Raw genomic sequence first — 23,859 nt, 5'->3', positions numbered from 1 at the left:
GCAGTGGCTGCACACCTACAATCACCACCGCGGACACACCGCGCTCAAGGGCCAACCACCCGCCAGCCGCGTCCCCAACCTCACAGGGCAATACACCTAGAGCGGCTTCTCGTACCAGGCCACGTCCCAGTAGCGGCCGAACTTGCGGCCGACCTCCCGGAACGTGCCGACGTACCGGAAGCCGAAGCGCGCGTGCAGCCCCGCGGAGGCCGCGTTGGGCTGGGCGATCCCGGCGTAGGCGCGGTGCACGTCCTCGGTGGCCAGGGCCTTGAACAGGGCGTCGTAGAGAAGCGTGCCGATACCGCGCCGGCCGGCGCCCGGGGCGACGTACACCGAGGTCTCCACGGAGGTCCCGTACGCCGGCTTCGGCCGGTGCGGGCTCGACGTGGCGTACCCCAGGATCCGCCCGGTCTCCGCGTCCGTGGCAACCATCAGCCGGTGCGGGCCGTCTTCCCGGTGGGAGAGCAGCCAGGGACGGCGCTCCTCCGGGGTGAACACCGCGGTGTCGAATGTGATGGCCGTCTCACGGACGTAGTGGTTGTAGATCGCCGTGAGGGCGCTGAGATCGGCCTCGATCCCCGGTCTGACCTGCACTTCGGCACGTTCCGACGGCATATCGCCTCCCCGTGTGGCGGACAGGGTACTGCATGATCAGAAAAATTGCGGGGCGGGTTGGGAATTCTGTCCGGATTCCAGTCGTTGTTTCCCACGGATGCAGGGCACTCGAAGAGAGTCCCAGAGACGAGTGCTGAGCGTTCGCCAGGACCACCCGCCAGCCCACCATCGCAAGGGAGCACGCATGGCAACCCGTGCCGTCGCCCGTCGTCAGTCCGCCACCGGCGAGACGGCCGACTCGGCAAGCAGTGTTCGCGCTCATGGCGGCGAGATCGCAGACCGCGACCTGGTCGGCATGTACCTCGACGAGATCGCGCGCACGCCGCTGCTCGATGCCGCGAAGGAGGTCGAGCTGTCCCAGACCATCGAGGCGGGTGTGTTCGCACAGCAGGTCCTCGACGGCGAGGAGGAGACCAAGGCGGACGCCAGCCGTGCGGAGCTGGAAGCCCTGGCGGCCGCCGGCGAGCGGGCCAAGGACGTCTTCATCCGCTCCAACCTCCGGCTGGTCGTCGCGGTCGCCCGGCGGTACCCGCGCAGCGGCCTGCCCCTGCTCGACCTGATCCAGGAGGGCAACGCCGGCCTGGTGCGCGCCGTCGAGAAGTTCGACTACCGCAAGGGCTTCAAGTTCTCCACGTACGCCACCTGGTGGATCCGCCAGGCCATCACCCGCTCCATCGCCGACCAGTCCCGCACGATCCGGCTCCCCGTCCACCTGGTGGAGGAGCTGGGCCGCATCCGCCGCGTCCAGCGCGAGTTCAACCGCGAGAACGGCCGCGACCCGGAGCCCGCGGAGATCGCCAAGGAGCTGGGCTCGACGCCGGAGCGCGTCGTCGACGTCCTCGACTGGGCCCGCGACCCGGTCTCGCTGAACATGGCGGTGGACGACGAGGGCGAGACCCAGTTCGGCGACCTGCTGGAGGACACCTCGGCGGTCTCCCCGGAGCAGTCCGTCCTCACCCTGCTGCGCAGCGAGGAGCTGGACGACCTGATCGGCCGTCTGGACCAGCGCACGGCCTCCATCATCAAGATGCGGTACGGCATCGACGACGGCCGTGAGCGCACGCTGACCGAGGTCGGCAAGGAGCACGGCCTGACCCGCGAGCGCATCCGCCAGATCGAGAAGCACGCCCTGCTCGAACTGAAGAAGCTGGCCCGCGACACCGGCTTCGACGCGGCGGCGTAACACCGGAACACCGGCTTCCCGCGCCGCGGCGCGAGGCGGTCCCGCCCGCACCGCGCACCGCGCGGGCGCGCGGCGCGCACGGGTGGCGAAAGACGGCGCAAACATGGCGCGGTCCCGTCGCTTCAACCACCGGGCCCGAGGGAACAACCCTTCCGGGCCCGGAAGCGGGTCCGGGCACGCACTCCCCGCCCACCCCCACACCGCACCCCCGGCCGCGACCGACACCGGCCGGCCCACGCAAGCCACGTCCCGACGCGATCCCCCCCCCGGCGCCGGGACTTCCCAGCCGGGCTCCGGCGCCTACCCCCCCCCCAGGCGCCGGAGCCCGGCTTCTTCCCGTGCGGCGAGGCGGCCGCGGACCCCGGTCCACGCGGCGGACATGCTGGAACGGCGGCCCACCCCGTACCTGAACCCCGGGGTGGACCGCCGGATGGCAGATTCTGCCACACGGGCATAGCCTGCCCGGATGAGCACCACCCCCGACCCCGCCCACCAGCCGTTTTCCGCCTCCGCGCCGGTATCCCTCACCGAACGCCGGAAGGCCGAGACCCGGATGGAGATCGCCCGGGCGGCGGCGGCCCTCTTCGTCCAGCGGGGCCTGCGGGCCACCCGCGCCGAGGACATCGCCCAGGCCGCCGGCATCGCACCGCGCACCTTCTACCGCTACTTCGCCACCAAGGAAGAGGCCGTGGCGCCGCTCTACGCGGCCGGTGCCCAGCGCTGGACCGAGGCGGTCCGCGCGGCCCCGGCCGGCCTGCCGCTTCCCCAGATCCTGGAACACGCCGTCCGCCACACCCTCACGCCCGGCCTCGGCGTCTCTGCCGCGTCCTGGGAGTGGCTGCGCACCCTGATCCGCCTGGCCGACACCAGCCCCGCCCTGCGCAAGGTCTGGGCGGAGGTCTGCCAGGCGTCGGAAGCCGAACTGGCGGAGATCCTGGCGACCCGCACGGCCGGCCCGCCGACCCGGGAGGGTACGGAGGGCACGCCCGCGGGGCGGGAGGAGGTGCCGGCGGGACGGGAGACGGCGTCGGCGGGGCGGGGCGAGACGCCTGCGGGGCGGGCGCCGCACGTCGTACCGGACGCGCCGCTCACTCCCGAGCTGCGGTTCGCCGCGGCGGTGGCCAGCGCCGCCGTGCGCGTGGCGGTGGAGTCCTGGGCCGCGACGACGACCCAGCCCACCGGCCCCGAGGGCCCGGCGGCCCTGGCCGTGCGCAACCTGCGCGCCCTGCGGGACTTCGCGTGGAACGAGAACCGGGGCACGCCGACGGGCGGGCGCTGAGCCCGGAAACGGGGGTACGTCCACGGACGAAAGCTGAGCCCGGCCGGGAGCGCGTACGGGAGTTGAGCCCGGTCGGGAGCGCGTACGGGAGCTGAGCCCGGAAACGGGGGTACGCCCACGGACGAAAGCTGAGCCCGGCCGGGAGCGCGTACGGGAGTTGAGCCCGGTCGGGAGCGCGTACGGCATCTGAGCCTGGCCCGGAGGGCGCACAGCAGCCGAGCCCGGGATGCCACGGCCCGGCGCACTCCGCGCTTCCGGCACCTCGGCTCCTCACTCTCCCTCCGGCTGTGCCCTCCCCGCTTCCTCCACCGCCGCACCGGCCGGCCCCCCGGTCCCGGCCCGGGTCAGCCGAGCGCCCAGTTCCCGGACGCAGTCCACCAGTTCCGCCGGCCCGTGGACCGTGAAGTCGCACCCCGACAGTGCCAGCCGCACCGCCAGCCACTCCATGGGGTCGCCGGTGGTGCCCCGCAGGACGCAGCCGCCCGCGCCGTCGTCCTCGGGCACCCCGGCCGACCCCGGCAGCCGGGCCGAGACCCGTTCCGCGGGGGCGGCGAAACTGACCTCGTAGGCGTACGTCTCCTGCCGCCGGTGGATGGACTGCCGCAGATACTCGGCGGCGCTCCCCGTCGGCAGTTCCCGCGGCGCGAACCGGACCCCGGTCGCGGACGGCCCGCTCACCCGGTCGACCCGGAAGGTGCGCCAGTCCGCGCGGTCGACGTCGTACGCCACCAGATACCAGCGCCGTCCCGTCGAGACCAGCCGGTGCGGCTCGGTCAGCCGGTGGGAGGCGCTGCCGTCCTTGTCGCGGTAGGCGAACCGCAGCCGCTCCCGGCCGGCCACCGTGGACGCCATCACGGTCAGCGTCTCCGGAGCGATGCTCGGTCCGTCGCCGCTGGTCAGCGGGGTCGTCGCGGCCTGGAGCGTGGCCACCCGGTGGCGCAGCCGGGCCGGCAGCACCTGCTCCAGCTTGGCCAGCGCCCGCACCGACGCCTCGTCCACTCCCTCGACGGCGTACCCGGCACCGGCCCGCAGCCCCACCGCGATGGCGACGGCCTCCTCGTCGTCCAGCACCAGCGGCGGCATCGCCTTGCCCGCGATCAGCCGGTACCCGCCGTCCGCGCCCTTCGTCGCCTGCACCGGATATCCCAGCTCCCGCAGCCGGTCGATGTCCCGCCGCACGGTACGCCGGGAGACCCGGAGCCGGTCGGCCAGCTCACCGCCGGGCCACTCGCGGGGCGTCTGGAGCAGGGACAGGAGCTGGAGCAGCCGTGCCGGGGTGTCCGTCGTCATGGGTACGAGCATGCGGCACCACTAGGACACGATCTGACCTAATGACCTCCTACGTTGAGGACATGACCCACGGCGACAACACCTCCACAGGACGCGGGACGCTCCGCGACCAGGCGGACGCGGCCCGCACCCGGCACACGACCGCGACTCCCACGGCGCTTCCCGGACCGCCGGCCGACCGGGCCCGCTGGCTGGCCCTGGCCATCGTCATGACGGCGGCCTTCATGGACCTGGTGGACGTGACGATCGTCAACATCGCCATTCCGTCCATCCAGCGCACCGCCCACGCCTCGGTCGGCCAGATCCAGTGGATAACCGCCGGCTACGCCCTCGCCTTCGCCGCCGGTCTGATCACCGGCGGCCGGCTCGGTGACATCCACGGCCGCAAGCGGCTCTTCCTCGTCGGTATCGGCGGCTTCACGCTCGCCTCCGCCCTGTGCGGCTTCGCGGTGAACCCGGAGATGCTGGTCGCCTCCCGCATCCTGCAAGGCGGGATGGCCGCGCTGATGGTGCCGCAGGTGCTGTCGATCGTGCACGCCACCTTCCCGGCGCACGAACGCGGCAAGGTCTTCGGCCTGTTCGGCGCGATCGTCGGTCTCGGCGCGGTCTCCGGTCCGCTGCTGGGCGCGCTGCTGACGGAGTGGAACCTGTTCGGCCTCGAATGGCGGCCCATCTTCCTCATCAACCTCCCCGTCGGCATCCTGGCCTGGCTGTTCGGACGCCGTTTCATCACCGAGTCCAAGGCCCCCAGGGCCCTGAAGCTGGACCTCGTCGGTGTCGCCCTGGTGACGCTGGGCCTGCTGATGCTGCTCTATCCGCTCACGCGCGGCCGTGAGCTGGGCTGGCCCCTGTGGGGACACCTCTGCATGGCCGGTGCGCTCGTGGTCTTCGCGGCGCTGGTGTCGTACGAGAAACGGAAGGCGGCCAGGGACGGTTCCCCGCTGGTCGAGCTGTCCCTCTTCCGGGTGAAGAGCTTCGCCGCGGGCATCGCCGTACAGACCGTGTTCGGTGTCGCGCTCGGCATCTTCTTCCTGGTCTGGACGCTGTACATGCAGATCGGCCTGGGCTGGAGTCCGCTGCGGGCCGGGCTGACCGGGGTGCCGTTCTCCCTCGCGGTGTCCGTGGCGGCCGGGCTGTCGGTGCAGCAACTGGTCCCGCGGTTCGGGCGGAAGGTGCTCCAGACGGGAGCGCTGCTGATGGGCGCCGGTGTGCTGCTCTACCTGTGGGAGGCCCACCGCTACGGCCTCGCGATCACCTCCTGGCAGATGGCCCTGCCGCTGGTCGTGATGGGCCTGGGCATGGGGCTGATCGTCGCGCCGCTGACCGACGCGGTGCTCTCGGAGGTGCCGCGCGAGCACGCCGGCTCCGCGTCCGGGCTGATCAACACCGTGCAGCAGATGGGCAACGCGCTGGGGCTGGGCCTGGTGTCGGTGGTCTTCTTCGGGCAGATCGGCGACCGGCTGGCCCTGGCCGAGGTCGGTCCGGCCTTCGTCCACGCCTTCCAGCACGCGCTGTGGTTCGTCGCCGCGATCATGGGCGTGATCTTCCTGCTGATGTCCGCCCTGCCCAGGCGTCCCGCCCAGCACGTGGAGGGCGCGGGGGAGGACGAGGCGCCGGCGCGGACCGAGCCGGAGCCGGAACTCGTGCACTGAGCAGGGACGACGTACGGACACGGCCCGGCACCGATCAGGTGCCGGGCCTTTCGCTGCCCTCCCGACCGGCCGGACGGACATCCGGTCATGCCCGATCATGTCCGATCGGGGTCTGAACCTGTTTACTTTCCGGAAATCCGGGCGTAGCCTCGCTGGGAAACCACACGTTCGGGCATGAGGCGGAGGCGAACGGACATGTACGCACCGGAACGGCAGCAGGAGATCCTCCGGCTCGCCCGTGACGGCGGCCGGGTGGACGTGCTGTCGCTGGCCGAGGAGTTCCAGGTCACCGCGGAGACCATCCGCCGTGATCTGAAGGCCCTCGACCGCGCCGGTCTCGTCCGCCGGGTGCACGGCGGTGCCATCCCGGCCGGCCGCCTCGACTTCGAACCGGACCTCGCCGAGCGCGAGTCCACCGCGGCCGACGAGAAGGACCGCATCGCCAAGGCGGCCCTCGCGGAACTGCCGGCCGAGGGCACGCTGATCCTCGACGCCGGTTCTACGGTGGCCCGGCTCGCCGCCGCGATCCCGCTGGAGGCGGCCCTCACCGTCGTCACGCACAGCCTGCCCACAGCCGCCCGCCTGGCCGACCACCCGGGCATCCAGCTGCACCTGATCGGCGGACGGGTACGGCACCGTACGCGCGCCGCCGTGGACGCCTGGGCGCTGCGCGCGTACGGCGAGATCCGCGCCGACGTCCTGTTCGTCGCCGCCAACGGCTTCTCCGCCGAGCACGGTCTGACCACGCCGGACCTCGCCGAGGCCGCGGTCAAGCGCGCGGCGGTCGCCGCCGCACGGCGCGTGGTGCTGCTGGCCGACTCCGCCAAGCACGGCCAGGAGCACTTCGCCCGCTTCGGCGGCCTGAGCGACGTGGACCTGCTGATCACCGACAGCGGGCTGAGCCCGGACGACGCCGCCGCCATCGAGCGCGGCGGCACGGAAGTAGTGCGCGCATGATCCTCACCGTCACCCCGAACCCGTCCCTCGACCGCACCTACGAGATCCCCGCCCTGGAGCGCGGCGAGGTCATCCGCGCCGGCGGCGAGCGCATGGACCCCGGCGGCAAGGGCGTCAACGTCTCGCGCGCCGTCGCCGCAGCGGGCCGGCGCACGGTCGCCGTCCTGCCCCTGGGCGGGGCGCCGGGCGCGCTCGTCGCCGACCTGCTCGACGCGCAGGGCATCGAGGTCGCACCGGTCCCGGTGGCCGGCGCCACCCGCTCCAACATCGCGCTCGCGGAAGCCGACGGCGTGCTCACGAAGATCAACGCGCCGGGCCCGGAGCTGTCGCCGGCCGAACAGGAACTCCTGCTGGACACCGTCCGCGCGCACTCCCGCGACGCCGACTGGATCGCCTGCTGCGGCAGCCTGCCCCGGGGGCTCGCGCCCTCCTGGTACGCCGATGTCGTCACCCGGGCGCACGCCGCGGGCGCCCGGATCGCGCTGGACACCTCGGGGCGCGCGCTCCTGGAGGCGCTGCCGGCCCGGCCCGACGTGGTGAAGCCGAACGCCGAGGAACTCGCCGAAGCCGTCGCGCGCCCCCTGGCGACCGTGGGCGACGCGCTCAAGGCGGCCGAGGAGGTGCGCGCGCTGGGCGCGCGCGCCGTACTCGCGAGCCTGGGCGCCGACGGCCAGCTCCTGGTGTCGGACACCGGCGCCTGGTTCGGCAGCGCGCGGGTGAGCGCGGTCCGCAGCAACGTCGGCGCCGGCGACGCCTCCCTGGCCGGTTTCCTCATCGCCGGCGGCACCGGCCCCGAGGCCCTGGCCAGTGCCGTAGCCCACGGCGCCGCCGCGGTCCGGCTGCCCGGCAGCGTGCTGCCGGGGCCCGCCGACCTGGACCCGGCGGCGGTGACCGTCACGGCGGACATCCCGCTGGACCGGGAACTCACGGAGCCGGTGTCATGACCCCGGCCGCCCGCGCGGGTGTCCGCCCCGGGTTCCGCCGGCTCGGCGGGCGCGGACCCGCGACACCGCCCGCGACGCCGCCCGCGCCCGCTCCCGAGCGGCGAGGCTCCCCGTTACTCCGCGCGGCCCCGGGCGCCCCGGCCGGCTGAACCGCCGTACCGCCTCCGGGAACCGAGGCCGCCCGGACCCCCGCTCCCGGGACGCCCGACCGCCCGAGTCGCCTCGGCACCCCGGAAGGCGCGGCCACTCAGCGTTCCCCCGGGGCGCGGCCACCGCGGTCGCCTCACCGCTCCCCGGAGGCGAGGCCGCCCGGCCCCCGCCGCGTCGCCGCCCCGGGAGGCGGGGATTCCCCGGCCCCGCCTCCGTACGACCCCTCCCCGCACCGCACCCCCGCACCGCACCCCCGTCCCCTCTCCCCGCCCACTCCACTCCCCGGGCGATACGCGCGCGAAGGAGCCCGCGATGAGCGACATGATCTCCGCGGACCTGGTCGACCTCGACCTGTCCGCCGACACCAAGGAAGCGGCGGCCCGCGCCCTCGCCGAGCGCATGGCGGCCCAGGGCCGGGTGACCGACCTGGAGGGCTTCCTCGCCGACGTGGCCGCCCGCGAGGCCCAGATGCCGACCGGCCTGGACGGCGGCATCGGCATCCCGCACTGCCGCAGCGCCCATGTCACCGAACCGACCCTCGCCTTCGGCCGCAGCACGGCCGGTGTCGACTTCGGCGCCGCGGACGGCCCGGCCGACCTGATCTTCCTGATCGCGGCACCCGCCGGCGCCGACGACGCCCACCTGACGATCCTCTCCTCCCTCGCCCGCCAGCTAATGAACGCCGAGTTCACCGCCGCGCTGCGGTCGGTGGGCGACCCGCGGACGGCGGCGGCGCTGATCCGGGGCGACGAGGCGGCAGCGGGCGAGGACGCGCCGGGCGCTGCCGCGCCCGCCCCCGAAGACACCGCCGCGGTGCCGGTGGCGGCCTCCACCGGCACCGCGGCGGGCAGCACCGCCCTCGCCCCCGAGGCACCCGCGGGCGAAACGGCCGGCGCCCCTGCGGCACCCGCGGGCGACGCGGCCGGAGTCGGTGAGGCGGACGCCCCGGCGCGTCCCTTCCGTGTCGTGGCCGTCACCTCCTGTCCGACCGGCATCGCCCACACCTACATGGCCGCCGAGGCCCTGGAGAACGCCGGCCGCGAGGCGGGGATCGAGCTGGCCGTCGAGACGCAGGGGTCGGCCGGATTCACCCGGCTGGACCCGGCGGTGATCGCGGCGGCGGACGGCGTGATCTTCGCGCACGACGTCCCCGTACGCGAGAAGGAGCGCTTCGCGGGCAAGCCGACCGTGGACACCGGGGTCAAGGCGGGCATCAACCGCCCGGCCGAACTCGTCGCGGAGGTCCGCCGGAAGGCGGCGCGCGGCGAGGTGAGCGCCCCGGCGCACGCGCCGGCCGGCACGCCGGTGGAGCGCGCGGGCGACGCCACCGAGGGCTACGGCACCAAGCTGCGCACCTGGCTGATGTCCGGCGTCAGCTACATGGTCCCGTTCGTCGCCGCCGGCGGTCTGCTCATCGCCCTGGGCTTCGCGATCGGCGGCTGGCAGGTCAACAAGGCCCCGTCGGTCATGGACCACTTCGTGTGGACGCAGTCCGGTAGCTGGGGCGCCCTGCTCTTCCAGATCGGCGGCGTCGCCTTCAAGTTCCTCGTCCCCGTCCTGGCCGGCTACATCGCCTACGGCATGGCCGACCGGCCCGGCCTCGTCCCCGGGTTCGTGGGCGGCGCCATCGCCCTGGACGGCAACGCGGGCTTCCTCGGCGGTCTGGCGGCCGGTCTGATCGCCGGTGGCGTGGTGCTGGGCATCCGGAAGGTGCCGATCCCTCCGGTGCTGCGCGGCATCATGCCGGTGGTGGTGATCCCGCTGATCTCCTCCGCGATCGTCGGCTTCCTGATGTTCGTCGTCATCGGCAAGCCCATCGCCTCCGCCCAGAAGGGCCTCACCGACTGGCTGAACGGCCTCACCGGCAGCAACGCCGTCCTGCTCGGCGCGCTGCTCGGCCTGATGATGTGCTTCGACCTGGGCGGCCCGGTGAACAAGGTCGCCTACACCTTCGCCACCGCCGGCATCGCCGTCGCCCAGCCCGGCGACTCCGCCATGAAGATCATGGCCGCGGTGATGGCGGCCGGCATGGTCCCGCCGCTGGCGATGGCGCTGGCCACCACGGTGCGCGGCCGGCTGTTCACCCCGGCCGAGCGCGAGAACGGCAAGGCCGCCTGGGTGCTGGGCGCCTCCTTCATCTCCGAGGGCGCCATCCCGTTCGCGGCGGCCGACCCGCTGCGGGTCATCCCGTCCGCCATGGCCGGCGGCGCGCTCACCGGCGCCCTGTCGATGACCTTCGGCGCCACCCTGCGCGCCCCGCACGGCGGTGTCTTCGTGGTCCCGCTGATCGGCGACCCGTTCCTGTACCTGGTGGCCATCGCGGCCGGCGTGTGCGTCACCACGGCCCTGGTGGTCCTCCTGAAGGGGATGCGCGGGAAGGCGCCCGAGCCCACGGCCGCCGAGCCCGCCGCGAGCCCGGTCACCGCGCCGGACGGGACCGGGCAGCCGATAGCGGCCTGACCGCCGCGGCCGCCCACACGGCGTCTTGTCCCTTTGATTCGCTGTGAGTTGTTCACGGCACCTGCGAGATACGTCACGGTCCGGGGCCATGGTCCCGGACCGTGGTGTGTACTGGGAGGCATGCCTGAGCACGCCGGGACCCTCCAGCTGATCGGTGCGGCCGTCCTCGCCGTGACGGCCGTCGCATGGGCCGGCGTCCTGCTGCGCCTGCTGCGCCGCGCGGGCCTGCGGGCCGCCGCCCGGCGGCGCCCCGGACCCGGCGCCCGGCGTCGCTCGGCGCCCCTTCCGGCGCTGCCGGGCCAGACCCGGTTCGGTCCCGCGCAGGAGTCCGTCGAGCTGACGCCCGCGGAACGGGACGCGTTCGCGGGCCTGGTACGGCGACTCGCCAACGGCTGACCCCGCACCGGCCCGCGTGGATTCCGCACCGGCCCGCGCGGACTTCGTACCCGGCGGGCCGGGAACTTTGCTCCCGGCGGACCCGGGGGACGGCTCCGGCCGGGCCGCCGGTCCGTCAGCGCTGCCGTGCCGCGCGCCGCTCCATCGCCTCCCGGGCGGCTTCCTCCGACATGTAGACCTCGCACATGTGCCGTCCGTCGGGCGTGGCCGTGTGCTCCACCTCCCACAGGGAGATCTCGGCGCCGTCGGGCAGCAGGAAGGCGTGCTCGTACAGCGCGTAGTTCAGACCCGTCCGGCCCGCCCGTCCCGGCCGGCCGAACGCCTGGGTGATCGCGTGCGCGGTCGCCGTCGCCAGCAGCGCGGCCGTCGCCTCGCCGGGGCGGTCGGGGTTCTCCGCCCGGCGCAGCAGCCGGCGCGCGTGGTCGGCGGAGTCACCGGAGGCGAACGTGTGCCGGGGCTCGGGGACCGCCCACAGCCGCGTCGGCGCGGGCAGTTCGAAGTCCCGGGTCTCCGGCGGCAGCCCGAGCCGTGCCGTGGCGGTCTGCAACTCCTCCTCGTCGGCGTACACCTCGTGCTCCGGCGCGCTGCCCGGCGTGGGGTTGTGCACCAGCTCCCACAGCGTGACGGCGGCGCCGTCGGCCAGCAGCCAGGTGTGCCGGTACGTCTCCCGGTGCAGTCCCGAGCTGTGGTAGGCGGAGTGCAGCGAACTGTCGTGCGCCAGCGCGCAGTCCAGTTGCCTTATCACCTCGTCGGGCAGTTCGAAGGAGTTCAGGGCACGGCCGAGGAGTCGCGCGAGATGCTCCTCCGGAGACTCGGGCGACTCGGCTGGTTCGTACGCTGCGGTCTCGTACGGAACGCTCAAGGCATCTCCCGGCGTTGCTGCATGTCACCTTGTGGGTGCATACCGTAGCCCCTCACCCGGAGGCCGTGTCCAGGAACCGGGAAAACGTACGCCGGGAAAACGCGCGGGCCGCGCGAAAAGTTCCCGCGCGACCCGCTGTCCTGTCAAAACCCGCCGGTCAGGCGGCACTCCCGGCGGTCCAGGCGCTCCACGACATGTTCCAGCCGTTGAGACCGTTGTCGGGGGAGACGGTGGTGTCGGGGGAGTTCTTCACGATCACGACGTCCCCGACGAGCGAGTTGTCGTAGAACCACTTGGCGGACGTGTCGCCCTGCGCGCCCTGCACGTCCGCGAGGCCGACGCAGCCGTGGCTGGTGCCCTCCCGGCCGAACGGCGGGTTGCCCTTGTTGTACCAGTAGTTGCCGTGGATGAACGTCCCCGACGACGTCAGCCGCATCGCGTGCGGCACGTCCGGTATGTCGTACTCCCCGCCGAAGCCGACCGTCGAGCCGTTCATGCGGGTCTGCACGAACTTCTCCGAGATGACCATCTGCCCGTTGTACGTGGTGTGCTGCGGGCTGCCCGCCGAGATCGGCACCGACTTCAGGGTCCGGCCGTCCCGTACCACCGTCATGGTCTGCGTGTGGACGTCGACCGTGGAGACCTGCGACCGGCCGACGGTGAAGGACACGGTCTTCTTCTGCACGCCGTAGACGCCCTTGGCGCCCTCGACGCCGTCCAGGTCGATGTCCAGCGTGACCTTGGAGCCGGCCTTCCAGTACTCCTGCGGCCTGAAGTCCAGCCGCCGGTCCCCGAACCAGTGTCCGGCCACCTGCTGGCCGCTGTTGGTGCCGACCTTGATGTGCGCCTGCACGGCCTTCTTGTCGGTGATCGACTTGTCGAAGGTGAAGGACACCGGCATGCCGACGCCGACCGTCGCGCCGTTGTCGGGCGTGTAGGTGCCGATGAAGCTGTTCGACGTGGTGACGGTGGAGAAGATGGAGTTGGCCGCGGCCGTGCGGCCCTCGCCGTCCTTCGCGGTCGCGTTGATCTCGTACTTCGTCCCGCGCTCAAGCTGCTGCTTCGGCTTCCAGGTATGGCCGTCCGCCGATATCGCCCCGGGCACGGTCTGCCCCGAGCCCGCCACGGTCATCTTCACCTCGGTCAGCCGGCCGTCGCTGACCTTCACGCCGGTGGCGTTGATGGACGCCCCGGTCGCGCCGTCCTTGGCGGATATCGCTATCTTCGCCGCCGACGTCTTCGGGGAGTCCTTGCCGCCCTTGCCGTCGTCGTTGTTCGCGGTGGCGCTGCCGCCGCAGGCGGTCAGGGTGAGGGCGCCGACCATCAGGGCGGCACAGGCCCCGAGTGCGCGCCGCGCTGTAATGTCCGGCGTTGTCACGGGCTGCTCCAGGTTCGTGTGAGGTACGGGATCCGTTCCGGTCGTGAGGAAAGAGGGCCCCGGCGCCGGGGAAGGTTCCCTTCCGCCTGCCCGAACGCCGTCACGTGACAGAACCGCGACAATCCAGCCCGCGAAGGGCCCGGCCCGTGCCTTCCGTACGGCGCGCCGCCTTCACTTCTCCCCGTACAGCTCCCCGTACGACGGCCAGGTGCCGCCCGGCCCGTGGACCGGCGCGGCGGCCCGCACGGCCCGTACGATCGCGCGCGTCACGAGGTCCGCGCCGGCGGCCAGGATGTCGTTGAGCGCCAACGGGTGCGCGTCCAGCGGGCGGTCGCCAGTCGCCAGCGCGAACACCGTGTCGCCGTCGTGCAGCAGATGCACCGGCCGCACCGCGCGGGCGATCCCGTCGTGCGCCGTGCCCGCCAGCTTCTGCGCCTGCGCCTTGGTCAGACCGGCGTCCGTCGCGACCACCGCCAGCGTGGTGTTGAGCGGCGGGGCGGTGTGGGTGGCGGCGGCCTCCGCCAGCCGCCGGGTGGCGGCCTCGTGCACCCGTTTCTGCGGACAGGCCACCCGCCCCTGGAACAACTCCCCGTACAGCACGCCCGTCTCCGGGTGCAGGACCGCGCCCGCGGCGTTCACGACCACCAGCGCGGCCACCGTGATCCCCGAGCCGAGCACCGTACTCGCGGTGCCCACACCGCCCTTGAGCAGCCCGGCGACGGCGCCCGTGCCGGCGCCCACGCAGCCCTCGGGCACCCGGGCGCCCGGTGCGCTCGCCGCCGCGGCCTCCACCGCCGCGCGTCCCGTCGCCGCGTCCGGACGCGCGCGGAAGTCCCCGCCGCGCCCCAGGTCGAACACGCAGGCCGCCGGCACCACCGGCACCACGTGCGCCGGGTCCGTCCCCACCGGCACCCCGCGGCCCCGCTCCTCCAGCCAGGCCATCACCCCCGACGCCGCGTCGAGTCCATACGCGCTCCCTCCGGTCAGCACCACGGCGTCGACCCGGCCCACCAGGTTGCGCGGATCCAGCGCGTCGGTCTCCTTGGTGCCGGGCCCGCCGCCGCGCACGTCCACGGCGGCGACGGCGCCGCCCTCGGGGGCCAGGACGACCGTGGTGCCGGTGAGCCAGCCGTCCCCGGCGCGGGTGGCGTGCCCCACCCGCAGCCCGGCGACATCCGTCAATGCGTCAACTGTCATGCACGCCAGTCTCACCCAGCCCGCCGCCCGCGCCAGGGGGACCAGCCGGCCGGTGCGGCGGCGCCCGCCCGGCCCGGCGGCGGGGCGGGCGGCCCGCCGGGGCGGTCACGCGGGCGCCGTACCCTTGGGGCATGAGCACCGCCCCCGGACCCGAGCCGCGCGCCCCGAAGCCCGCGCTGGTCTTCGACGACCCGCTGGACCAGCAGTCCTCGGACGACACCGACCGCGGGTGGGGCGAGCGCCCGGCCGGCGACGGCGCCGCCGACCTGAAGCGCTTCCTCGACGAGAAGCCGCCCCACCACCTCTGAGCCGGCCCCCCTGGGACCTGTCCTTCCTCAAGCCGCGCTACAGGCCCTCCTGGGACCTGCCCTGTCCCTGGCCGCGCGACAGTGCCTAGGACCGGTCCTGTCCCGGGCCGCGCTGGGCCAGCAGGGCGTCGCGGATCTCCTTGAGCACCTCCAGCTCGGACACCTCGACGATCTCCTTGGTGCCCTCCCGCGCCGCCTTGCGGTCCGCCTGCCGGGCCAGGTACTTGGACATCGGCAGGATCATCAGGAAGTACACCACCGCCGCCGTGATCACGAAGGTGAGCGTGGCGCCCAGAACGGAACCCCACAGGATCGGCACACCGCGCTTGACCGTGCCGTCCGCGGCCACCGCGCACGGGTGCTGCAGACACGAGCTGTAGTGGTCGAGGTTCTGCGTGCCGATCGCACCGACCAGCGGGTTGATGACCCCCTTCACCACCGAGTTGACGATGTTCGTGAAGGCCGCGCCGATGACCACGGCGACCGCCAGATCGATGACGTTGCCGCGCATCAGGAAGGCCTTGAAGCCGTGCCAGACGCTCGGTTCCTTCTTCGCGCTCACGTGGGGGACTCTCCTCGCATACACAGGGTGGGGAACGAAACGCTCCGCAACCTACGGCACGGTGTGGCCGGGGTGTCCACTGCCGTAACTCGATCGAGCTACTTGACAGCAGGCTGACGACCTTCTGTAGGAGGGGATTCAGCACAGCGTCACCGCCAGGCGCGCGGTGGCGGCCGCGCCGACCAGCCGGGCCGCCGTGGCCCGTGGCACCGACAGCACGACCAGGGCCCCGCTCTCGGCCGCGCCGTCCAGCGGCCGCGGCACCCGCGTCACCCGCACGCCCCGCGCCAGCACCCGGGCCCCGCCCCCGGCGGACGCGTCCTGCGCCGCGATGACGTCGACGCGGTCACCGGGCCGCAGCAGCCGCACCGTGGCGGCGTCGGCGATCCGCACCGGTGCCGTCACCAGCCGTTCCGCCGGGTGCCGTCGTACCGGAGCCGTGGCGCGGTGCCCGTGCGCGCGCCCCGCGCCGTCCGGCTCCGCGCCGGTTCCGGGCCCCGCGGCCACCAGCGCCGCCGCCGTCACCGCCAGGCCGGCCGCGACGGCCCGCCCGCGGTGCCGGACGAGCCGGTGCGGCCGGTACCGCCCGCCGCGCACGCCCACCGGATCGAACGCGGGCACCTCGCGCGTCGCCGGGGCGTCCGTGCCCAGCGGGCGCGGCGGCCGGAAGAGCGGCGGGCTGTGGCCCAGACGCGGATTCGGGCCCGGGTGCGGACTCGGGTACGGATACGGGCTCGGGTGCGGATGTTGCGGGCTCAGGTGCGGACTCGGGTACGGCTGCGGGTGCGGGTGCGGGTGCGGGTGCGGGTTCGGCTGCGGGTCCGGGTTCGGGTCCGGGGCGTACGAGGGCATCGGGATCACCGCCTGCGACAAGGGATTCGGCGTGTGCTGCCACCATGACGCCTCGCGCCGGATCCCGTCGGGGCCGGTGGACCGGGCGCGGATTGTGGATAACTCGCTCACCCGAAGGGGAAGTTCCGCTCACCGGCCCGCGCCCCGCGCTACCGCAGCCCGCAGCCCGCAGCCCGCAGTCTCCGGCCCGCGCCCCGCGCTACGGCAGCCGGAACCCCGGGTCCATCCCGCCGAGGGCACCGGCGCACAGGCAGTCCCGGGCGCCGGTCTCCGGCAGGGCCGCCACCGCGTCGAACAGGACCCCGCGCAGCCGGTCCACGTTGGCCGCGAACACCCGCAGCACCTCCTCGTGGGAGACTCCCTCGCCGGTCTCGGCGCCCGCGTCCAGGTCGGTGACCAGGGTCAGCGACGTGTAGCACAGCTCCAGTTCCCGGGCGAGCGCCGCCTCCGGGTGGCCGGTCATGCCCACCACCGACCAGCCCTGGGCCCGGTGCCACAGGGACTCGGCGCGCGTCGAGAAACGCGGGCCCTCGACCACGACCAGCGTCCCGCCGTCCACCGGTTCCCAGTCCCGGCCGCGGGCCGCCTTCAGCGCGGCGGCCCGCCCGGTGGGGCAGTAGGGGTCGGCCATGGAGACGTGCACGACGTTCGGCACGGTGCCGTCGGGCAGCGGCAGCCCGTCGAAGTAGGTCTGCGCCCGGGACTTGGTCCGGTCCGCGAACTGGTCCGGCACGAGCAGGGTGCCGGGGCCGTACTCGGGACGCAGGCCGCCCACCGCGCAGGGGCCGAGGACCTGCCGCACGCCGACCGAGCGCAGCGCCCACAGGTTGGCCCGGTAGTTGATGCGGTGCGGCGGCAGGTGGTGGCCGCGGCCGTGGCGGGGCAGGAAGGCGACCCGGCGGCCGGCGACCTCGCCGAGGAAGAGGGAGTCGCTGGGTGCTCCGTACGGGGTGTCCACCCGGACCTCGGTCACGTCGTCGAGGAAGGAGTAGAACCCCGAGCCGCCGATTACGCCGATCTCTGCGTTCGCCATGACCAGCACACTAGCGGGCCGCCGTGCGGCGCCCGCTTCCCGTCCGAGAAGCGGCGGACGGGACGCCGAAGACCCCGCCGTCGGGCGACGGCAGGGTCCGGGTGAGAGGCCTCAGGCGGCGGAGCTGCTGGTGGAGCTGGACGACGAAGACGACGACGAAGAAGACGACGTCGACGAGGACGAGGTCGAAGACGAGGACGTCTTGGCGTCGGACGACGAGGCGGCCGGCTTCGACGCCGGGGTGCTGCTCGACGAGGAGCCGCGGGAGTCGTTGCGGTAGAACCCGGAGCCCTTGAAGACGATGCCGACCGCGGAGAACACCTTCTTCAGGCGGCCCTGGCAGCTCGGGCACTCGGTCAGGGCGTCATCGCTGAATTTCTGCACCGCCTCAAGGCCCTCGCCGCACTCGGTGCACTGGTACTGGTAGGTCGGCACTGTCTTCCTCCTGGCACTCTCACTCAATGAGTGCTAACGACGGTCCATAGTGACGTATTCCCGGGGATCAGTCCACCGTGACCGGGGCGCGGTGACCGACGCCACGTGCGACCGTGTGGTGGCGGGGCCGCGTGACGAGCCGGGAACGCAGGGCCAGCAGGGTGGCCAGTGCGAGCACGGTACCGGCCATGGGCACGAGGAATCCCGCGCCGTCCCACAGCCGGTCCTCCAGCTGTCCCGCGACCGTGACGGCGGCGGCCTGGCCGAGCGCGACCGCGCCGGTCAGCCAGGTGAAGGCCTCCGTGCGGGCGCCCGGGGCGACCAGGCCCTCGACCAGCGTGTAGCCGGTGATCAGCGACGGCGCGATGCACATGCCGACCAGCAGGCCGAGCGCGGCGAGCAGCGGCACGGAGTGCGCCGTCCACAGCGCGGACGCGGCCAGCGCGAGCGCGGTGTAGCCGATCACGAGGCGCTTGTGGGGTGCCGCCTTCCAGGCGATCGCGCCGCAGACGACGCCGGACAGCATGTTGCCGGCGGCGAAGACGCCGTACAGGACGCCGTTCATGCCGGGTTCGCCGATCGACTCGGTGAAGGCGGCGAGCGACACCTGCATGCCGCCGAAGACCGAACCGATGCCCAGGAAGGTCACGATCAGCACGCGCACGCCCGGGACGCGCAGCGCCGGGACGTGCCGCTCGCGCGTCTGGCCGTTCCCGGCGGTGACCGGCGGCTGGGTGCTCTTCTGCGCGGCGAAGAGGAGACCGCCGACGAGGGTCAGCCCGGCCTCCGTGACCAGGCCGGCGGCCGGGGCCACGGCGGTGCACAGCGCGGTCGCCAGCAGCGGGCCGAAGACGAAGGTCAGCTCGTCCGTGACCGACTCGAACGCCGCCGCGGTGGTCATCAGCGGCGAGCCCTGGAGCTTCACGCCCCAGCGGGCGCGCACCATGGGGCCGACCTGCGGCACCGACGCGCCGGTCGGGACGGCCGCGGCGAACAGCGCCCACAGCGGCGCGTGGGCCAGCGCGAGGGCCGTCAGGGACAGGCCGGAGAGCGTGTGCACCAGCACCCCGGGGAGCAGGACCGCGCGCTGGCCGTAACGGTCGGCCAGCCGGCCGCTGTACGGCGCGAACACCGCCATGGAGACGCCGGTGGCGGCCGCGACGGCGCCGGCGGCGCCGTACGAGCCGGTGGTGTGCTGGACGAGCAGCACGATGGAGAGGGTGAGCATCGCGAACGGCTGGCGCGCCGCGAAGCCGGGGATCAGGAACGTCCAGGCGCCGCGGGTGCGCAGCAGCCGTCCGTATCCGGGGCGGGAGGACGCCGGTGAGGTCTTCTCCGGTTCGGTGGTGACCGTGGATCCCACGGCCCGTGCCTTTCTGCCGCCTGGTAGCGCGCGGGCCCCGTGCGGGCCGGGCGCCGAGAGCTGTCCTCTTGCGCGGACTGCGGTAGATGCCGACGCCCACGGGGCGACCCGGCCGCCATACGGTCGCGCCAGCTCTGCGTCAGGCAGAGTTGGTTCGATCAGGGTGCGCCTTCATCGTACAGGGACCACTCCCGGCACGGCTGTGAAAACGAGCACCATGGAGGCTGCCACCTGGGATTGCGCGGAGCCGTAGAGCCGCAGAGCCGTGGAGAAGCGGACCGCAGGGCGCACGCCGTCACCGCCCGCCGTCGGTCCCGCCGGCCGTGTCCGTGCCCAGCCAGCCCGCCAGCTTGCCGCCGTGGGCGACCGCGCGCAGCCGCCGCTCCGCCGCGTCGCGTACCGGGTCGGTCGCCACGACCAGCAGCTCGTCACCGCGCCGCAGCACCGTCGCGGGCAGCGGAACGAACGATTTTCCTTCGCGCACCACCAGGGTGACCGCCGCACCGGGCGGCAGCCGCAGCTCGCTGATCTCCACCCCGTGCATCCGCGACCCCTCGGGCACCGTGACGGACAGCAGATGCCCGCGCAGCCGCTCCAGGGGCGCCGACTCGATGCCGAGGTCCGACGCCTCGCCCTGCTCGCCCAGCCGCAGGACGCGCGCCAGCCAGGGCAGGGTCGGGCCCTGGACGAGGGTGTAGACCACGACCAGGACGAAGACGATGTTGAAGATCCGGCGGCTGCCGCCGACGCCGTTCACCATCGGGATGGTGGCCAGGATGATGGGGACGGCGCCGCGCAGCCCCGCCCACGACATCAGCGCCTGCTCGCGCCACGGCACCCGGAACGGCGTCAGGCTGCACAGCACGCTCAGCGGCCGGGCCACCATGGTCAGCACCAGCCCGATGACCAGGGCGGGCCAGACGTCGTCGCCCAGCTCGTGCGGGGTGACCAGCAGGCCGAGGACGACGAACATGCCGATCTGGGCGATCCAGCCGAGCCCCTCGGCGAAGCCGCGGGTGGCGGGCCAGTGCGGCAGCCGGGCGTTGCCGAGCACCATCGAGGCCAGGTAGACGGCGAGGAAGCCGCTGCCGTGGCCCAGCGCGCCGGCGGCGTACGCGGTGACGGCGATGGCCATCACGGCGATCGGGTAGAGGCCGGACGCGGGCAGCGCCACGTGCCGCAGGCCCCAGGCGCCGACCCAGCCCACGGCGATCCCGATGGCCGCGCCGAGGGCCAGCTCCAGGACGATCTCGCCGAGCAGCAGGTACCAGTGCTCGACCGGGCCGGCGGTGGAGAAGGCGACGACCAGGATGACCACCGGGGCGTCGTTGAAGCCGGACTCGGCCTCCAGGGTGCCCGTCACGCGCGCGGGCAGGGGAATCCTGCGCAGCACCGAGAAGACCGCCGCCGCGTCGGTCGAGGACACCACCGCGCCCACGATGAGCGCCTGCCGCCACTCCAGCCCGACCAGGCAGTGCGCGCCGGCCGCGGTGACCCCCACGCTGACCGCGACTCCCGCCGTCGCCAGGACCGAGGCGGAGGACAGGACCGGCCGGACCTCCTTCCACTTCGTGCCCAGGCCGCCCTCGGCGAGGATCACGACGAGGGCCGCGTAGCCCATGACCTGGGTCACCTCGACGCTGTCGAAGTGAATGTGGCCGAGGCCGTCCTGGCCCATGAGCACGCCGATGCCCAGGTACACGAGCAGGCTGGGGAGCCCGCTGCGGGAGGAGATCCGCACGGCCGCGACGGCGACGAGCAGGACGACGGAGCAGACGAGCAGTAGCTGGTTGAGGTGGTGAACAGTCAGCGGGCGTTCCTCCTCGGGCGGGGTCCGGGGATCTCCGGATACTTCGTTACCTTACCTAACTCTTGACGCTTTCTTGACGTTCCCCAGGGCAAGATCGAACGCTCGTGCGCGCTGGTTCCCGACTCCGCGTCAAGCGGGACAGGGCCCTGCGCCTATGGTTGCTCCAGCGCTCATTCAAAGTCACAGCCCGACCTGCCGCTCGCGTTAGGACAGCAAGGACAGCGATGCCCCCCAACACCACCGCCACAACGGGTGACACCGCCACCACGGGTGCCACGTCCGTCAAGTCCGGCAGGAAGAAGGGGCGCAAAGCCCGACTGTTCGTGCTGGTGCTCGTCCTGGCCCTCGTCGGCGGCATCGCCTACGGGGCGTACTGGTCGATCAGCACCGTCCGCGCCTCCTTCCCGCAGACCACCGGCTCCCTCCGGCTCGACGGCCTGTCCGGACCGGTCGACGTCAGACGGGACGGCTACGGCATCCCGCAGGTCTACGCCTCCTCGGACGAGGACCTGTTCATGGCGCAGGGTTACGTCCAGGCGCAGGACCGGTTCTACGAGATGGACGTGCGCCGGCACATGACCTCCGGGCGCCTGTCGGAGATGTTCGGCAAGAGCCAGGTCAAGAACGACGAGTTCCTGCGCACCCTCGGCTGGGACCGGATCGCGCAGCAGGAGTACGACACCAAGCTGTCGGGTGCCACCAAGAAGTACCTCCAGGCGTACGCCAAGGGCGTCAACGCCTATCTCCAGGGCAAGGACGGCGCGGACCTCTCCCTGGAGTACGCGGCCCTGGGGCTCACCAACGACTACAAGCCGCAGAAGTGGACCCCGGTCGACTCCGTCGCGTGGCTGAAGGCGATGGCCTGGGACCTGCGCGGCAACATGCGCGACGAGATCGACCGCGCCCTGATGACCAGCCGGCTCGGCCCGCAGCAGATCCAGGACCTGTACCCGGCCTACCCCTACGGCCGTAACAAGCCGATCGTGCAGGAGGGCCAGTACGACCAGCTGACGCAGGCCTTCCGGCAGAGCGGCTCCCCGGGCTCGGAGGGCACGACGGGGACCACGGGCACGACGGGGACCACCGGTACCACGGGGACCACCGGCATGACCGGGACCACGGGCACGACGGGCACCACCGGCACCTCCGGCACGGCCGGGACGGGATCGGCGCTCACGGGCCAGCTCGGCGGCCTCACCGAGGTCCTGGACGGCCTGCCCTCGGCCGTCGGCGTGAACGGCCAGGGCATCGGCTCCAACTCCTGGGTGGTGGCCGGGAAGTACACCATCACCGGCAAGCCGCTGCTCGCCAACGACCCGCACCTGTCGGCGTCCGTGCCGTCGGTCTGGTACCAGATGGGCCTGCACTGCCGGACCGTCTCGGACAAGTGCCAGTACGACGTCTCGGGTTACACGTTCGCCGGTATGCCCGGTGTGATCATCGGCCACAACGCGAAGATCGCCTGGGGCATGACCAACTCCGGTGTCGACGTCACCGACCTCTACCTGGAGAAGGTCAGCGCGAACGGCTACCTGTACGACGGCAAGGTGCGGCCGTTCAAGACCCGCGAGGAGACCATCAAGGTCGCCGGCGGCGAGGCCAAGACGATCGTCGTCCGCCAGACCCAGGACGGCATGCCGCTGCTGTCCGACCGCGACGACGAACTCGTCCAGGTCGGCCGGAAGGCCACCGTGAACACCGCCGCGCCCGACCGGGGCGACGGCTACGGCATCGCCCTGCGGTGGACCGCGCTCGACCCGGGCACCTCCATGGACGCCGTGTTCGCCCTCGACAAGGCCGGCGGCTGGGACGAGTTCCGCGCGGCGGCGGCCCGCTTCGACGTGCCCTCGCAGAACCTCGTCTACGCCAGCACGGACAACCACATCGGCTACACGCTGCCCGGCCGGATCCCGACGCGCTCTGCCAAGGACGCCGGCGCCCTGCCGGCGCCCGGCTGGGACTCCGGGTACCGCTGGACGGGCTTCGTCAAGCAGGACGAGCTGCCCTACGAGTACGACCCCGCGCGCGGCTACATCGTCACCGCCAACCAGGCCGTGGTCGACCAGGCGGCGTACCCGTACACGCTGACCACCGACTGGGGCTACGGCACCCGCAGCCAGCGCATCACCGACCTGATCGAGTCCAAGATCAAGGGCGGCGGCAAGCTCTCCACCGACGACATGCGGCAGATGCAGCTGGACAACAGCAGCGAGATCGCCAAGCTGCTGGTGCCCAGGCTGCTGAAGCTGAACCTGGACGACCCGGACGTCCGCCAGGCGCAGAAACTGCTGGAGGGCTGGGACTACACCCAGGACGCCGACTCCGCGGCGGCCGCCTACTTCAACGCGGTCTGGCGCAACATCCTCAAGCTGGCCTTCGGCAACAAGCTGCCCAAGGAGGTGCGCGTCAAGGGCCAGTGCCTGTGGGTCGAGAAGATCGACAGCACCGGTCCGGTGGACGACGACACCAAGGTCCGCGAGTGCGGCGAGCGTGACGCCGACCAGGCGCAGCCGGACGGCGGCGACCGCTGGTTCGAGGTCGTGCGCACCCTGCTGGACAAGCCGGACAGCGACTGGTGGAAGACGCCCAAGGCGGGCACCCGCCCCGCCGCGGACAACCGCGACCAGCTCCTCGCCCGTGCCATGATCGACGCCCGCTGGGAGCTGACCGCCAAGCTGGGCAAGGACATCGACACCTGGAGCTGGGGCCGGCTGCACCGGCTGTTCCTGAAGAACCAGACGCTCGGCACCGAGGGCCCCAAGGTGGTGCAGTACCTGCTCAACCGCGGCCCCTGGAAGCTCAGCGGCGGCGAGGCCGCGGTGAACGCCACCGGCTGGAACGCCGCCGGCGGCTACAACGTGGTCTGGGTGCCGTCGATGCGGATGGTCGTCAACCTCGCCGACCTCGACAAGTCCAAGTGGATCAACCTGGCCGGCGCCTCCGGGCACGCCTTCAGCGCGCACTACACCGACCAGACCGGCAAGTGGGCCAAGGGCGAACTGCTGCCCTGGTCGTTCTCGGCCAAGTCGGTGGACAAGAACACGAGCGACACCCTCGTGCTGAAGCCGTGACCCGTACGGCACCGCACTGAGAACGGCCCTCCACGCGCGCGTGGAGGGCCGTTCTCCTTCCC

At 73.0% G+C, this 23,859-nt stretch carries 20 protein-coding genes; 9 read left to right on the top strand and 11 right to left on the bottom strand.

Going from position 1 to position 23,859, the window contains the following annotated elements; translation table 11 throughout:
- Positions 1 to 96: 96 nt before the first annotated feature.
- Positions 97 to 615, bottom strand: a complete 519-nt coding sequence (locus ACZ4SV_RS33490; protein ID WP_468009660.1) for a GNAT family N-acetyltransferase — start codon at positions 613 to 615, stop codon at positions 97 to 99.
- 184 nt (positions 616 to 799) lie between these two features.
- Here ACZ4SV_RS33490 and ACZ4SV_RS33485 point away from each other — a divergent pair, with 184 nt between their 5' ends.
- On the top strand, positions 800 to 1,798 hold the full coding sequence (locus ACZ4SV_RS33485) for a sigma-70 family RNA polymerase sigma factor (RefSeq protein WP_365879804.1): 999 nt from the start codon (positions 800 to 802) through the stop codon (positions 1,796 to 1,798).
- A 466-nt stretch (positions 1,799 to 2,264) separates the two neighbouring features.
- A complete protein-coding gene (locus ACZ4SV_RS33480; RefSeq protein ID WP_468009654.1) occupies positions 2,265 to 3,077 on the top strand; it encodes a TetR/AcrR family transcriptional regulator in 813 nt (270 codons plus the stop codon).
- Between the two features lie 270 nt (positions 3,078 to 3,347).
- Here the strand turns inward: ACZ4SV_RS33480 and ACZ4SV_RS33475 are convergent, their stop codons facing one another.
- The gene (locus ACZ4SV_RS33475) at positions 3,348 to 4,367 is read right to left on the bottom strand and encodes a helix-turn-helix transcriptional regulator (RefSeq protein WP_468009650.1); all 1,020 of its coding nucleotides are present in this window, start codon (positions 4,365 to 4,367) and stop codon (positions 3,348 to 3,350) included.
- Between the two features lie 41 nt (positions 4,368 to 4,408).
- On the opposite strand from ACZ4SV_RS33475, the gene ACZ4SV_RS33470 reads away from it, so the two are divergent.
- The 5 genes from ACZ4SV_RS33470 to ACZ4SV_RS33450 all read left to right on the top strand — a co-directional run bounded on the left by ACZ4SV_RS33470 (position 4,409) and on the right by ACZ4SV_RS33450 (position 10,926).
- Positions 4,409 to 6,019, top strand: coding sequence for an MFS transporter (locus ACZ4SV_RS33470; protein ID WP_468009647.1), 1,611 nt, complete (start codon positions 4,409 to 4,411; stop codon positions 6,017 to 6,019).
- 195 nt (positions 6,020 to 6,214) lie between these two features.
- Positions 6,215 to 6,976: a DeoR/GlpR family DNA-binding transcription regulator gene (locus tag ACZ4SV_RS33465; protein ID WP_365883184.1), complete on the top strand. Its 762-nt coding sequence runs from the start codon at positions 6,215 to 6,217 to the stop codon at positions 6,974 to 6,976.
- On the top strand, positions 6,973 to 7,920 hold the full coding sequence (gene pfkB / locus ACZ4SV_RS33460; protein ID WP_365883185.1) for a 1-phosphofructokinase: 948 nt from the start codon (positions 6,973 to 6,975) through the stop codon (positions 7,918 to 7,920). The genes ACZ4SV_RS33465 and pfkB overlap by 4 nt, the downstream gene beginning before the upstream one ends.
- 462 nt (positions 7,921 to 8,382) lie before the next feature.
- Complete coding sequence (locus tag ACZ4SV_RS33455; RefSeq protein ID WP_468009639.1) at positions 8,383 to 10,530, top strand: PTS fructose transporter subunit IIABC; 2,148 nt, start codon at positions 8,383 to 8,385, stop codon at positions 10,528 to 10,530.
- Between the two features lie 120 nt (positions 10,531 to 10,650).
- Positions 10,651 to 10,926: a hypothetical protein gene (locus tag ACZ4SV_RS33450; protein WP_468009635.1), complete on the top strand. Its 276-nt coding sequence runs from the start codon at positions 10,651 to 10,653 to the stop codon at positions 10,924 to 10,926.
- Between the two features lie 115 nt (positions 10,927 to 11,041).
- Here the strand turns inward: ACZ4SV_RS33450 and ACZ4SV_RS33445 are convergent, their stop codons facing one another.
- From ACZ4SV_RS33445 to ACZ4SV_RS33435, 3 genes are all read right to left on the bottom strand, one after another.
- Positions 11,042 to 11,788, bottom strand: coding sequence for a DUF6227 family protein (locus ACZ4SV_RS33445; RefSeq protein ID WP_397937866.1), 747 nt, complete (start codon positions 11,786 to 11,788; stop codon positions 11,042 to 11,044).
- Positions 11,789 to 11,945: 157 nt separating this feature from the next.
- A complete protein-coding gene (locus tag ACZ4SV_RS33440; RefSeq protein ID WP_468009629.1) occupies positions 11,946 to 13,166 on the bottom strand; it encodes a L,D-transpeptidase in 1,221 nt (406 codons plus the stop codon).
- 171 nt (positions 13,167 to 13,337) lie between these two features.
- Positions 13,338 to 14,363 carry a P1 family peptidase gene (locus ACZ4SV_RS33435; protein WP_468009625.1) on the bottom strand — a complete coding sequence of 342 codons (1,026 nt, stop codon included), beginning with the start codon at positions 14,361 to 14,363 and terminating at the stop codon, positions 13,338 to 13,340.
- A gap of 131 nt (positions 14,364 to 14,494) precedes the next feature.
- On the opposite strand from ACZ4SV_RS33435, the gene ACZ4SV_RS33430 reads away from it, so the two are divergent.
- On the top strand, positions 14,495 to 14,671 hold the full coding sequence (locus tag ACZ4SV_RS33430) for a hypothetical protein (RefSeq protein WP_365878912.1): 177 nt from the start codon (positions 14,495 to 14,497) through the stop codon (positions 14,669 to 14,671).
- Between the two features lie 85 nt (positions 14,672 to 14,756).
- On the opposite strand, the gene mscL is transcribed toward ACZ4SV_RS33430, so the two are convergent.
- From mscL to ACZ4SV_RS33400, 6 genes are all read right to left on the bottom strand, one after another.
- Positions 14,757 to 15,233: a large conductance mechanosensitive channel protein MscL gene (mscL, locus tag ACZ4SV_RS33425; protein ID WP_468009618.1), complete on the bottom strand. Its 477-nt coding sequence runs from the start codon at positions 15,231 to 15,233 to the stop codon at positions 14,757 to 14,759.
- Between the two features lie 138 nt (positions 15,234 to 15,371).
- A complete protein-coding gene (locus tag ACZ4SV_RS33420) occupies positions 15,372 to 16,085 on the bottom strand; it encodes a hypothetical protein (RefSeq protein ID WP_468009614.1) in 714 nt (237 codons plus the stop codon).
- 199 nt (positions 16,086 to 16,284) lie between these two features.
- Complete coding sequence (locus tag ACZ4SV_RS33415) at positions 16,285 to 17,118, bottom strand: S-methyl-5'-thioadenosine phosphorylase (RefSeq protein ID WP_365878906.1); 834 nt, start codon at positions 17,116 to 17,118, stop codon at positions 16,285 to 16,287.
- A gap of 111 nt (positions 17,119 to 17,229) precedes the next feature.
- Positions 17,230 to 17,553, bottom strand: coding sequence for an FmdB family zinc ribbon protein (locus ACZ4SV_RS33410; RefSeq protein ID WP_397937877.1), 324 nt, complete (start codon positions 17,551 to 17,553; stop codon positions 17,230 to 17,232).
- Positions 17,554 to 17,620: 67 nt separating this feature from the next.
- Positions 17,621 to 18,916, bottom strand: a complete 1,296-nt coding sequence (locus ACZ4SV_RS33405) for an MFS transporter (protein ID WP_468009607.1) — start codon at positions 18,914 to 18,916, stop codon at positions 17,621 to 17,623.
- 295 nt (positions 18,917 to 19,211) lie between these two features.
- Positions 19,212 to 20,726, bottom strand: a complete 1,515-nt coding sequence (locus ACZ4SV_RS33400; RefSeq protein ID WP_468009673.1) for a potassium/proton antiporter — start codon at positions 20,724 to 20,726, stop codon at positions 19,212 to 19,214.
- Between the two features lie 224 nt (positions 20,727 to 20,950).
- Between ACZ4SV_RS33400 and ACZ4SV_RS33395 the strand changes: the two genes are divergently transcribed.
- Positions 20,951 to 23,797, top strand: coding sequence for a penicillin acylase family protein (locus tag ACZ4SV_RS33395; protein ID WP_468009604.1), 2,847 nt, complete (start codon positions 20,951 to 20,953; stop codon positions 23,795 to 23,797).
- Positions 23,798 to 23,859 lie beyond the last annotated feature (62 nt).

The organism is Streptomyces sp. NPDC027672 (genome assembly GCF_055566335.1).
The sequence above is the reverse complement of the archived record's forward strand: the minus strand, read 5'-3'. Positions and strand labels throughout refer to the sequence as shown.